10 protein-coding genes and 1 riboswitch are annotated in these 12,375 nt (G+C 60.7%); of the genes, 5 read left to right on the forward strand and 5 right to left on the reverse strand.

Translation table 11 applies throughout. The features are described from left to right. Positions 1-318: 318 nt before the first annotated feature. A complete protein-coding gene (locus CQ012_RS09250; RefSeq protein WP_181148765.1) occupies positions 319-762 on the forward strand; it encodes a MarR family winged helix-turn-helix transcriptional regulator in 444 nt (147 codons plus the stop codon). A gap of 62 nt (positions 763-824) precedes the next feature. Here the strand turns inward: CQ012_RS09250 and CQ012_RS09255 are convergent, their stop codons facing one another. Further along, entirely contained in the window at positions 825-4,040 is a 3,216-nt protein-coding gene (locus tag CQ012_RS09255) for a DEAD/DEAH box helicase (protein WP_105661991.1), read from the reverse strand. A gap of 140 nt (positions 4,041-4,180) precedes the next feature. Beyond that, positions 4,181-4,302, forward strand: a riboswitch (SAM riboswitch). A 31-nt stretch (positions 4,303-4,333) separates the two neighbouring features. On the opposite strand from CQ012_RS09255, the gene CQ012_RS09260 reads away from it, so the two are divergent. Further along, entirely contained in the window at positions 4,334-4,885 is a 552-nt protein-coding gene (locus CQ012_RS09260) for an OsmC family protein (protein WP_105656273.1), read from the forward strand. A 76-nt stretch (positions 4,886-4,961) separates the two neighbouring features. Here CQ012_RS09260 and CQ012_RS09265 read toward each other — a convergent pair whose 3' ends face one another. The 4 genes from CQ012_RS09265 to CQ012_RS09280 form a co-directional block, all read right to left on the reverse strand. After that, positions 4,962-6,017 carry an L-idonate 5-dehydrogenase gene (locus CQ012_RS09265; protein ID WP_105661992.1) on the reverse strand — a complete coding sequence of 352 codons (1,056 nt, stop codon included), beginning with the start codon at positions 6,015-6,017 and terminating at the stop codon, positions 4,962-4,964. Next, entirely contained in the window at positions 6,007-6,777 is a 771-nt protein-coding gene (locus CQ012_RS09270; RefSeq protein WP_105661993.1) for an SDR family oxidoreductase, read from the reverse strand. Before CQ012_RS09270 ends, CQ012_RS09265 begins: the two co-directional genes overlap by 11 nt. A 172-nt stretch (positions 6,778-6,949) precedes the next feature. Continuing rightward, entirely contained in the window at positions 6,950-7,657 is a 708-nt protein-coding gene (locus CQ012_RS09275) for a FadR/GntR family transcriptional regulator (protein WP_105661994.1), read from the reverse strand. A 24-nt stretch (positions 7,658-7,681) separates the two neighbouring features. Further along, positions 7,682-9,358, reverse strand: coding sequence for an L-lactate permease (locus CQ012_RS09280; RefSeq protein ID WP_105656269.1), 1,677 nt, complete (start codon positions 9,356-9,358; stop codon positions 7,682-7,684). A 146-nt stretch (positions 9,359-9,504) separates the two neighbouring features. On the opposite strand from CQ012_RS09280, the gene CQ012_RS09285 reads away from it, so the two are divergent. The 3 genes from CQ012_RS09285 to CQ012_RS09295 are packed head-to-tail and all read left to right on the forward strand — an operon-like array spanning position 9,505 to position 12,367. Next, complete coding sequence (locus CQ012_RS09285; protein ID WP_105661995.1) at positions 9,505-10,269, forward strand: (Fe-S)-binding protein; 765 nt, start codon at positions 9,505-9,507, stop codon at positions 10,267-10,269. A 17-nt stretch (positions 10,270-10,286) separates the two neighbouring features. Continuing rightward, the gene (locus tag CQ012_RS09290) at positions 10,287-11,738 is read left to right on the forward strand and encodes a LutB/LldF family L-lactate oxidation iron-sulfur protein (RefSeq protein ID WP_105662149.1); all 1,452 of its coding nucleotides are present in this window, start codon (positions 10,287-10,289) and stop codon (positions 11,736-11,738) included. Then, positions 11,735-12,367 (forward strand): LutC/YkgG family protein, encoded by a 633-nt coding sequence (locus CQ012_RS09295; protein ID WP_105656267.1) that lies wholly within the window; start codon positions 11,735-11,737, stop codon positions 12,365-12,367. Before CQ012_RS09290 ends, CQ012_RS09295 begins: the two co-directional genes overlap by 4 nt. Positions 12,368-12,375: the final 8 nt, after the last annotated feature.

Below are 12,375 nucleotides of genomic sequence, written 5' to 3' on the forward strand. Positions count from 1 at the left end.
AGTGCGGACAGCTTCGCCGCACCACGTTGGGTCCAACGCCAGCGGCAACGGAGGCCATGGCTTTCTTGCTCTGCTTCTGAGCGGCGGCGGGAATCTATTGCTTCTCTAATCACGAATGCAATTGGCAAGTCGGTCCTAAGCTGCGCCGGAGCAGTGGAACTGTACGGCTTTGCAGGCATCAGGCGTTGCCTGGCCAGTCTTTTCCAAGCCATTAATTACGCTCAGCTGGGGATTCGCAGTACGTTCAACACTTCGGCTTCGAACGGCTGCGGTCTCCAATATCAGACTTATTGACCATTAATCTTTAGAATGGTTTGTATGCAAGAAGAAGAACTGATGCAGACGGTCGAAGAAGAATTCACCGCCATCTTATTGCGCGCCCGCCAGATGCTGATCCGTCGCGCCAAGATCATCCACCCGGACCTGCAGGATCCGGGGTACCGCTTGCTTGCAGTGGTCATCCGTGATGAAGCCCAGCAACAGGGAGCACTCGCAGAAAAACTGCGTCTGGACAAGGCGACTATTTCCCGCCTCGTGCAGCACCTCGAGTCTCTGGAACTTGTCACCCGCACCCAGGATCCTTCCGATGGCCGAGCCCAGCTGGTCTCGGCAACAGAAAACGCCAAGGAAAAATGGCGCTCCAGCGGTAACACGCTGCGTGAGGAACTGCGCCGCCAGCTCAAGGAATGGGAAGCCTCCGAACTGAAGAATTTTGGAGATCTCCTGCACCGCCTCAACGACAGTTTTGAACAGATTCTCTAGTCCCCGATCATCAGCTGAAGCCTTGGAGACCTTCTGGTTTCCAAGGCTTCAGCTTTTTAGGCTCACTCCATCAGCGCCAGGAAATCATCGGCGCTTAACGCAGCACTCTGCGCGGCTTGGGCAGTCTCTCCCAGGACATCATTGAACAGCTGCGTCTTCTTGGCCTGCAGCGCGAGCACCTTGGATTCGATGGTGTCCTTTGCCACCAAGCGATACACATAGACCGGACGAGTTTGCCCAATGCGGTGGGCCCGGTCAATAGCCTGGGCTTCGGCCTGCGGGTTCCACCATGGGTCCAGCAAGATGCAGTAGTCGGCGGAAGTGAGATTAATGCCGAAGCCGCCGGACTTCAGCGAGATGAAGAAGACCGGGAAATCTCCCTCGCTGAAACCGTCAATCAGTTCCTTGCGCTTTGGGCCAGTGGTGGACCCATCAAGGTATCCGTGCTCAATGCCCAGCTCTTCAGCGACGTCGCGTGCCTTGGCCAAGAAACTGGTGAATTGGCTGAAGACCAGAATCTTATGCCCTTCAGAAACCGCGTCCCCCATGAGTTCGCGCAGCATTTCCAGCTTCGCGCTCGGAGCATCGCCCTCGCCTACCAAGGACGGATCCAAGGCCAGCTGGCGCAGCAAGGTCAGCGATTGGAGAATCTGGAAGCGATTCGAATCAACGTCGTCAACCAGCCCCAGAACTTCTTGCCGCACACGCTGGAAGCGGCGGTCATAAGCTTTGCGGTGCCCCGGCTCCAGTTCGACTTCCAGCACCTGCTCGGTCTTCGCCGGCAACTCTGGAACGACCTGTTCCTTGGTACGGCGCAGCACGAACGGACGCAGTCGGCTCTTCAGGCGCTCCAGGCGCTCCTGGTCTCCGTCGGCAATGGGCTTCTGGTAGTTGTCCTTAAAGGACTTCGCACCGCCCAGCAGGCCTGGTGCAGCCAGTGAGACCAACGCCCACAGTTCCAGCAGGTTGTTTTCCATGGGAGTGCCAGTGACCACGAATTTGCACGGCACTGGCAGCTGCCGGGCCTGCTTGTAGCCTTTGGAGGCATGGTTCTTCAGTTGCTGGGCCTCGTCCATGATCATGACGTTGAATCCGGCGGCTTCAAAATCCTCATAGGCCAGGCGGAAGATCGTGTAGCTGGTAACTACCAATTGGGCGTCACCGATCTGCGACGCCATGCTTTGGCCGTTCTTTCTAGCTGTTGAAGTGATGCCGGTGACTCTCATCTGCGGCGCAAATCGCTGCGCCTCATTGATCCAGTTGCCCACCACCGAGGTAGGAGCCAGCACCAGGAATTTCTGGGCAGGATCCTCGACGCGCGCTTGTTCAAGGCAAGCCAGCAACTGGACGGTCTTGCCCAGACCCATATCGTCGGCAAGGACGCCACCGAGATCATGGGTACGCAAGAAGTTGAGCCAGGATAGGCCGTGGCCCTGATACGGGCGCAGTTCAGCGTTGAACGTTTCCGCTAGCTGGACCGGCTGCATTTCTTCACCGCTTTGCAGCGCCTTCATGGTCTGCAGCCACTGGTTGTGCTGGGCTTCGATAATGCCCAGATCCACCAGTTCTTGCCACCAGTCGATGCTCAACCTATGGATGCGGATCGTATCGCCCTGCACCGTGCCCAGCTCCCCGGCCTCTGATATCAGCTGGCGCAGCTGCGTGAAATCTGCACCATCAATCGGGATCACCGTAAGGTCATCGAGGACGAGATACTCATCTTGCTTGGTCAAGGCCTCCAGCAGCAGTGGGAACGGGACCTTGGTCTCGTCCAGGAGCACTTCCACAGACAAGTCGAACCAGTCCCCCGTGCTTTCGCCGGCTTCGACACTGACAGCGGCCGGGGCGTGGCTGATCCGGTACTTCGGCAGCCTGTTCTGCTCTTCAACGACCACATCGGGATGCTCTGCCAATAGCGGCAACGCGTAGACCAAGAAATCGATGGATTCGGAGGTGCTGAATTCCTTCGGCGGGAAGATTCCTGAAGAGGTCAGTTGCCCCAAGGAAGCCTGCGCGCCGAGCTTGTCCTGCACCGAAGCAGCAATTTCCTTTTCCACGGCATACTGGCGGGGTCCCGCGGAGGCGTACTCCCAGGAATAGCTCACGGTCAGCGGAGTTCGGATGCTCTCCAGGGACAGCTTGAGGCTGGGGCGTGCTGGAACAGGGATGCTGTAGCTGTCATCCTCGCTCTTCAACGGTGCCATCAGGCGCAATCGGTCCAGGTGCTGGCGCTCGAAAAGCTCAACGCCTTCCTGCGGGATGGATTGCGCACCGGATTCAATAAATGTGGCCAGTTCCTTCGTGACCGGTTCAGCGAACCGGGCCAAACCGATTTCCCTGGCCTTCGGCAAGGGGCTGGACGCGTAAGCCAACAAGGTCGGCGGCGTGCCTATGGGCAAGAGGTAGACGTGCTCTTCGCTCGGCCCGCGCAGCTTCCCTTCCATGCTCAGGCCATGTTCACCGCGACGCACATCCACGTGTGCCATGGCTGGTTGCTCGCTGAACTCCACCGGGGCCTTGGCCGTAGAACCGCCGTTGACGATCTGCACTCCAGCTTCACGCAGGGCTTCGAACGCATCCAGCAGGTCCTGGCCTGGAAGATCCATCAAGGAGATCCACTCCTTGGGATCCCACGAATGGCGATAAGTATCTTGTTCAACGTGTTCACGCAACCGGTCCAGTTCAACGACCGCACGACGCTGCTTCTTGGAGAACCGCGTATCAAAAGCAACATTGCGCCAGCTGATCCCGGTTTGGATCCAGGGGCTCTTGGTGCCCTGGCGGGCCGGGCGTGCCTGCAAGGTCAGCGCGTCCTCGCCGCCATAACGCGGTTCGCTTACCACTTTCAGGATCAATCCCAGCGGTTCTTCGGCAACCAGCGGCTCATCGGAAATGACTGGAAGCAGACGGTCAAGGGTACGTTCCCACTGCGGCTTGCTATTGCGTTTCCAAGCGTGGGGATCCACCCCGGAGTCGGAGACGAAAAAGCCCTGGTCTTCTTCGGTGGTGACCTCAATGAGCAAGGCGGCGACATCTTCACAGGACTGAACCCCCGGATGCTTGCCGCAGAAGCTGGTGAAGCTGATATTGCCCTCGGTGATTTCCAATTGGGCCATCACCGATTCACGCAGCACCACACCGGAGATGCGGGTAGATCCCGGTTGCATTACCCGGTTGGCGATCTGCACTTTTCCGGAATCACACAGGAATTGGCCCAGGTTGTATTCGGATTCGGTCACCAAGGTCTGGGCCGCAGAAAGTGTCAGCTGGAATTCCATACTCGCCGTTCATTGTTCGTGCAGTGGGCGCCCGAGAGCTAGATTCCATCTTAGCGAGCCGGAAAGCAAGATGCCCGGTGACGAAAAGTTACTTCTGCCCTTTACCCGCGGGCCCTGCAACCGATAGAAATTAATCACTGAATCACGAGTTCCACTCTTTGAGCCCTGGCTGAGTGGACGGCAACCCTCCTGCGTCATTGTGCGGGGTGCCCCAGGTGAAGATTCGACGCATCTTGAACGCCAAGATGCGTAAGCGATGGCGCCCCTTGCGCCAGAAAGGGGATCAATTCCCCATGACTAATGCAGCATCTGCCCCAACCGTATCCGAAGACCGCGCACAGCGCCTGCAGGAAGCAGGCAAGGGCTGGGGCGAACGAATTTCGGCTGCCCCGCAAAGTGCCCAATTGACTTTCACCGTCGAGGGCGAAGGCTTCGATTCGGTAGCCAGCAACATTGTCTCCGGCAAGCACACCTTCCAGGTCGACGAGCCAGCTGCCCTGGGCGGCAGCGACCTGGCCGCAAGCCCCGTGGAATACGCGCTCGGAGCGCTCATCTCCTGCCAGGTTGTGGTCTACCGCTTGTACGCGCAGAACCTCGGCATCCAGGTGGACGACGTGAAGATCCAGGCCAATGGCCACCTCGATGTCCGCGGACTCTTCGGCATCGACCAGACCATCCGCCCCGGCTTCTCGTCGGTGGATCTGGACATCCGGATTGCCGGACCGGAATCAGCTGAACGCTATGAAGAACTGCGCCGCGCAGTGGATGCACACTGCCCGGTGCTGGACCTCTTCGCCAATCCGGTGCCCGTGACATCCGCGGTAAGCATCGCAGAGACCAACTAGAGTTCGCTGAACTAAAAAGCACCGCGGCGGCCCCCGACTTCAGGGGCCGCCGCGGTGCACTTCTAGCTGAAGCCAACTATTGCCCCAGGAAGTTCAGCAGGACTTTGCCGGAGCGAGCCGAATCCTTGGCCGTTTCGAAGGCTTCAAGCGCATCGGCGACCGGGAACTCGTGGGTTACCGCCTCGGAAACCTGCAGTGAACCGTCGGCCAGGGCAGCAAGCACATGGTCGATTTCGTCGTTGAAGCGGAAGGAACCAACCAGTTCCAGCTCGCGGGTAATAGCCAGCGAAATGAGTGCGGGTTGTTCTCCTGAGGGCAGCAACCCGACCATGACCACTCGACCGCCGCGCACGGCACCGCGCACGGCGGAGGCCAACCCACGGAAGTTGCCGCTGGCCTCGATCACCACGTCCGCGCCCACCTGGGCAAGAGCTTCCTGGTCATCGGCGCGCAAAGTTGAAGTGGCACCGAGTTTCCCGGCGATTTCCAACGGCTTCTCGTGCATGTCCACTGCGATGATTTCTTTGGCTCCGGCACGCTTGAGCACTGCTACAGCGAGAGCTCCGATCGGCCCAGCACCAATAACCAGCGCCTTCTTGCCGGCGACTTCACCGGCGCGCGACACCGCATGCCAAGCAACCGCAGCCGGTTCTGCCAGTGCCGCATCACGCAGTGCTAAGCCAGCAGGCAGCTCACGCAGCATGCGTGATGGCAGGTTCACTTCGCGGGCGAATGCGCCCTCGGCGTGCGGGTAGCGGGCGGCCGAGCCCAGATAGGTGCACCCCGGGGAAAGATTCGGGCGGTCGGCCGGGTAGGGTTCCCCGGTCTCGCCTGGTGTTGCCGGGTGCACGGCGACTTTGGTTCCGGCTGCCGGCCCGCTGCCGTCAGCGGCGGCCTGCATGACGGTCCCGACGATTTCATGCCCGAGAACCATTGGAGCCTCGAGGATCGATTCCCCGGCGGCGCCGTGGCTCCAGTAATGCAAGTCTGATCCGCAAATACCGCCGTAAGCGATGGCAACGCGTGCTTCATCTGCTCGCGGCGCTGCCAGCTCGATTTGTTCAATACGCAAATCATCGGCTGCATGGGCCACGACGGCCAACGTGCTGGTGGCGAGGGAATTAGACGACAACGCTCATGCCTCCGTCGATGAAAATGGTCTGTCCGTTCACGTAATTTGATCCGTCCGAGGCCAACCAGACTGCTGGTCCGGCCAGATCCTCGACGGCGCCCCAACGCGCTGCGGGGGTGCGGCCCAGAATCCAGGAGTTGAATTTTTCGTCGTCCACCAGATTCTGTGTCATTTCGGTGTGGATGTAGCCCGGTGCGATGCCGTTGATTTGCAGTCCCGAACCAGCCCATTCGGCGGTCATGGCGCGGGTGAGATTGCGCAGACCTCCCTTGGCCGCGGTGTAGGCGGAGATGGTGGGGCGGGCCAGGTCGGTTTGCACCGAGCAGATGTTGATGATCTTGCCTTCGCCACGCTGCACCATGGAGCGTGCGACCTCTCGGCCTACCAGGAATGCGCTGGTGAGGTTCGTGTCGATCACGCGCTGCCAGTCAGCCACCTCCAGATCCAGCATGGGCACGCGGTGCTGGATACCCGCGTTGTTCACCAAAATGCGGATGGGGCCGATGTTCTTTTCAATGGCTGCGATGTTCTCGCGCACGGCGGCATCATCGGTGACATCGAAGCAGGCGCTATGGATTTTTTCAGCTCCATAGCGTCTGCTGAATTCGGCAACGGTTTCGGCCAGGCGTTGCTCGTCGCGGCCATGCAGGATGATGGTGGCACCGGCATCCGCCAAGGCACTGGCAAGTTCGCGGCCAATGCCGCGGGAGGATCCGGTGACCAAGGCCAGGCGTCCGGACAGGTCAAAAAGTTGGCTCATGAATTCCCTCGCATGAAGTGTCGATGGTACATCGACGGGAACTCATCAGCGGTATGAACCAGCTGTTAAATCCGAAAAATCAGCCCCGTCGCTTCCCCAAAACATATCAGATATAAGAGGTGCGAGGTGCCTTAAAGTCCGACTTATTTACCTGAAAACTATCCTGCCGGATCTAGCGGGTCTGCGAGTAGAACCAGTTGATGTGCTCTTCGAGCAGCTGGGCCGCCCGTTCGCGCTGGTTCGTCGCGAACGCGTGGTGGATGGCCTTGTGCTGGCGGCGCAGGATGCGCACCACCGGCTGCCAGGCCTCGTCGCTGGGCACCGATTCGGAAACATAGTCGCTGATCGAGTTGCGCAGCGATTCCATCATCGATTCCACTACCGCGTTGCCGGCCATGGAGGCCAGGAGCACATGGAACTCGGCATCAATACGGTGGAAGGCCTCGCGCGAGAGCTGCGCGTCGTCCATGCGCATGATCAGCACCGCGGTGCGGTCAATGACCTGCTGGGCATGGATTGGATCGCGCGGCGTCATTTGCGCTGCCCAGGTTTCCAGCAGGATGCGAGATTCGACGATCTCGCGGACGTTGATCCCCTTGGCCGCCAGATGCAGGCGCAATGCCTGCGAAATGCCAGCCGAGGGGTTGGAGATGATCACCGCTCCGGAGTTGGGTCCGGAGCCGGTGGAAGTCTTGATAATGCCCATCACATCAAGGATGCGGATGGCATCGCGGACCGAGGCCCGCGAGATCCCATGCTGCTCCGCGAGCGCACGCTCGCCGGGAAGCTGGTCTCCAACGGAGAGCTTCTCCTTGCGCAGATCCTCTTCAATTGCTTGGAGAACAATCTGGTACGCACGCGGAGCTGGGTTTACTGGCATCGGATCTATTTTAGCCGTTCACGGCTAAGGCAGCATCCAGGACAGAACCGGGGTGGACTGCAGGTAAACCAAGCAGCACAGCACCAGCAGCATGCCTACGGACCAACCGGCAACCTTCTTGAGGATCACCGACTCCTGGCCTTCCATCTTCACCGAGGTAGCGGCGATGGCCAGGTTCTGCGGGGAGATCAGCTTGCCGACCACGCCGCCAGAGGTGTTGGCGGCAACCAGCAGGTTCGGATCGATGCCGGCATTGATGCCAGCGGTCTGCTGCAACTTGGCGAACAGCGCGTTGGCCGAGGTATCCGAGCCGGTCACCGCGGTGCCGATCCAACCCAGGATTGGCGACAGGAAGGCGAAGAATGCGCCGGTGCCTGCCAGCCAGGTGCCAATGGTGATGGTCTGGCCCGAAAGGTTCATCACGTAAGCCAGGCCGAGGACCGACAGGATGGTCAGCGCGGCGTAGCGCATGTTGTAGACGGTCTTGCCGATTTCGGCAGCACCCTCGGCGAAGGTCATCTTGTACTTGCCGTTGCCGTCGTTCTTCGCGTAGACCAGGGCCACGATCAGGCCGGTGATCAGCAGCAAGGTGCCCGGGGAGGATAGCCACTGGAAGTTGTAGATGGTCGAAGATACCGCTTCGCCATCAGCATTCAGGATCTTGCCGTCCAGTCCTGGCCAGCCGAACTTGATGTCCGTGGTTGCCAGCCATGCAGGAATGTCCACGCCCAGCTTCCACAGCTTGGCCACGCCGAAGATGACGATAACCAGCAGGTACGGGAACAAAGCCATCCAGGTGTTGACCGGGTGCAGCTTGGCATTGGCCTCGTATGGAATTGCGGCGGCTTCAGCAGTCAGCACGCGCTGGCGTGCCTCGTCGGCACCCTTTGGAGTCCAGAAGCGCAGCAGGATCACTGCGGCGGCCAGGCCAACCAGCGCAGCAACGATATCGGTCAGCTCATAGGAGAAGTAGGTCGAGCACAGCCACTGGGCGACACCGAAGGAGATGCCGATGGTCAGCGTTGCCGGCAGGGTCTGGCGCATGCCGCGCCAGCCGTCGAGGATCAGGACCAGGATCGACGGGACGAACAGCGCCAGCAGCGGGGACTGGTGTCCAACGATGGCGCCGATGTCGGCAGCCGGGATGCCGGTCAGGGCACCGGCGGTGGTGATCGGGATCGCCACGGCGCCGAAGGCCACCGGGGCGGTGTTGGCGATCAGCACGGCGCAGGCTGCGCGCAGCGGCGACAGGCCCAATGCCAGCAGCATGGTGGCGGTAATCGCCACCGGTGCGCCGAAGCCGGCCAGCGCTTCAAGCAGGCCGCCGAAGCAGAAAGCAATCAGCACGGCCTGGATGCGCACGTCGCCGCCGCCGATGACGTCGAAGACGCGGCGCAGGTCTTCGAAGCGGCCCGACTTGACGGTGACCTGGTAGAGGAAGATCGCCATGACAACGATCCAGACAATAGGGAAGGCACCGAAGACCATGCCCATCAGTCCGGAGTTCAATGCCAATCCAACCGGCATGTTCCAGCCGAAGATCGCCACGAGGATGGCAACAGCGAGCGAGCCGAGGCCGGCCCAGTGGGCCTTGACCTTGACTACCGCCAGAAGTACGAAGAAGGCTACAAGCGGGATCAGTGCGATGAGCGCTGAAACAGCTATGCTCCCCGCGATCGGATCCGTGGAGGGTGTAAACACGGTGTGGGCGTCCTTACTCGAGATGGTCTGACCATATGTGGTCCGACCACCTAGAGTACAAGGTGAGAGCTATCACAACAAGTCTTGACTATTACGAAGTGCGTGGCATAGTATGGTCTGACCACACCCTGAAAGAGTCATTTATTATGCGAATTGCTCTCTTTGCCACGTGCATTGTGGATGCTATGTATCCGGAAACCGCCAAGTCGACAGTGAAAATCCTGGAACGCTTGGGCCATGAAGTAATTTTCCCCAAGGCGCAAGCCTGCTGTGGGCAAATGCACATGAATTCCGGTTATATGCCTGAAGCCCTGCCCGTGGTCGAAAACCACATCAATGCCTTCGACACCGAAGACTATGACGTCGCGGTGGCCCCCTCGGGCTCCTGCGTTGCTTCGGTCAAGCACCAGCACCCTTTCCTGGCCGAGCGCCTGGGCAAGCCGGAGCTCAAGGAACGCGCAGTTGCCGTGGGCAAGCGCACCTATGAACTGAGCCAGCTGCTGGTGGATGTCCTGGGGATCACCAACGCCGCCGAGCAGCTGGGCAGCTACTTCCCGCAGACCATCACCTACCACCCTTCCTGCCACGGCATGCGTTCGCTGAAACTCGGCGATCGGCAACTTGATCTGCTCAAGACCGTCGGCGGCATCACCGTCAACGAACTTCCGGAAGCTGACCAGTGCTGCGGCTTCGGCGGTACCTTCTCGATCAAGAACTCCGATGTCTCCACGGCAATGCTCGAAGACAAGATGAAGAACATCTGCTCCACCGGCGCCTCGGCCTGCGCGGGCGGCGATGCCTCCTGCCTGATGCACATCGGCGGCGGACTTTCACGCACCGGAGCCAAGCCAAGGACCCTGCACCTGGCAGATATCCTGGCCAGCACCATGGAAGAGACGGTGTCACTGTGACTCAGGTATTCCTCGGCATGCCTGCCGGCGGGCAGGGCAACCTGTTCGAGACCGAGCCATTCCCCAAGGCCGCGCACCGCGAACTGGGCAACACCCAGATGCGCAAGAACCTGCGCCACGCCACCCACACCATTCGCGACAAGCGGCTGAACGTCGTCGGCGAGCTTCCGGACTGGGAAGAGCTGCGCGACGCCGGCAGCGCCATCAAGAACCTGACGATGGCCAACCTCGAAGAGCGTTTGGAAGAGTTCGAGAAGAACTTCACCGCCCGGGGCGGCATTGTCCACTGGGCCCGTGACGCGGACGAAGCCAACAAGATCGTTACCGAGCTGGTCAAGGCGACCGGCTCGAAAGAGGTCGTCAAGGTCAAGTCCATGGCCACCCAGGAAATCGGCCTGAACGAGCACCTGGAGACCGAGGGCATCGAAGCCTTCGAAACCGACCTTGCCGAGCTGATCGTCCAGCTGGGCAACGACAAGCCAAGCCACATCCTGGTTCCGGCGATCCACAAGAACCGCACCGAGGTGCGCGACATCTTCCTCAAGGAAATGCCGGTAGTGGATCCGAACCTGACCGATGAGCCAGCCAAGCTGGCCGAAGCTGCCCGCAAGCACCTGCGCAAGAAGTTCCTTTCCGCCAAGGTCGCCATCTCCGGCGCGAACTTCGCGCTGGCCGATACCGGCACCCTGGGCGTAGTGGAATCCGAGGGCAACGGCCGCATGTGCCTGACCCTGCCCGAAACCCTGATCACGGTCATGGGCATCGAGAAGGTTCTCCCCCACTGGGAGGACATCGAGGTCTTCATGCAGCTGCTGCCGCGGTCTTCCACCGGCGAGCGCATGAATCCCTACACCTCGCTGTGGACCGGCGTGAGCGAAGACGATGGTCCGCAGAACGTGCACATCGTGCTGCTGGATAACGGCCGCACCCGCGCCCTGGCCGACCGCTTCGGCCGCACCGCGCTGAACTGCATCCGCTGCTCGGCCTGCATGAACGTGTGCCCAGTGTACGAGCGCACCGGCGGCCACGCCTACGGTTCGACCTACCCGGGCCCGATCGGCGCAATCCTCTCCCCGCTGCTGACCGGCATCGAGGTCGAGGAAAACGGTTCCCTGCCATATGCTTCCTCGCTGTGCGGCGCCTGCTACGACGCTTGCCCGGTGAAGATCAACATCCCGGAAATCCTCGTGCACCTGCGCGGCGAGGACGTGGATGCCAACCGCGACAAGCACAAGCTCCCGACCCAGATGGATCTGCTGATGAAGGGCGGTTCCTGGGCGTTGGGCAAGGGCAAGAACCTCGGCCTGCTCGAAAAGGCCTTGCCGCTGGGCCGGCTGATGTCCGGCAAGGAAAAGAAGATCAAGAAGCTTCCGGGCATCGCCGCAGGGTGGACCGCCAGCCGTGACATTCCCGCCCCGCCAAACAAGTCCTTCCGCGACTGGTGGAGCGACGAGAAGGAGTCCAAGTGAGCGCAAAAGACGAAATCCTGGGACGGATCCGCTCGGCACTAGCCGATGCTCCCGTCGCCCAAGAGGTACCCCGCGAATACCGCAAGACCTCGGATATGGGTGAAGCTGAGCTCATCGACCTGCTGGTGGACCGCTTGGTGGATTACAAGGCCGGGGTGGACGTCATTGACGCCGCGCAGATCCCGGAATACGTAGCGGCCAAGCTGGCGGGAGCCTCCAGCGTTGTCTACCCGCATGGCTTGGACACCGGCTGGCTCTCAGGGCTGGGCGAGAAGGTCGAGCAGCGCATCGATGCCCCGGGCGCACGGCTGAGCATCGCCGAACTGGATGAAACCAGCGCCGTGGTCACCTCGTCGGCCGTTTCGGTCGCCGAGTCCGGCACCATCATCCTCGATGGCGAGCCAAACCAGGGCCGCCGCGCGATTTCGCTGGTACCCGACCACCATGTGTGCATCGTGCCGATCTCCTCGATCGTGCGCCTGCTGCCAGAAGCCATGCCGCGACTGGCCATCACCCGTCCGCAGACCTGGATCTCCGGTCCGTCGGCCACCAGTGATATCGAGCTGGAGCGCGTTGAAGGCGTGCACGGCCCGCGTACCTTGGACGTCCTGATGGTTCGCGGTCTGTAAGGCTGGCG

Source organism: Arthrobacter sp. MYb214 (assembly GCF_002979865.1).
Classification (GTDB): Bacteria; Actinomycetota; Actinomycetes; order Actinomycetales; family Micrococcaceae; genus Glutamicibacter.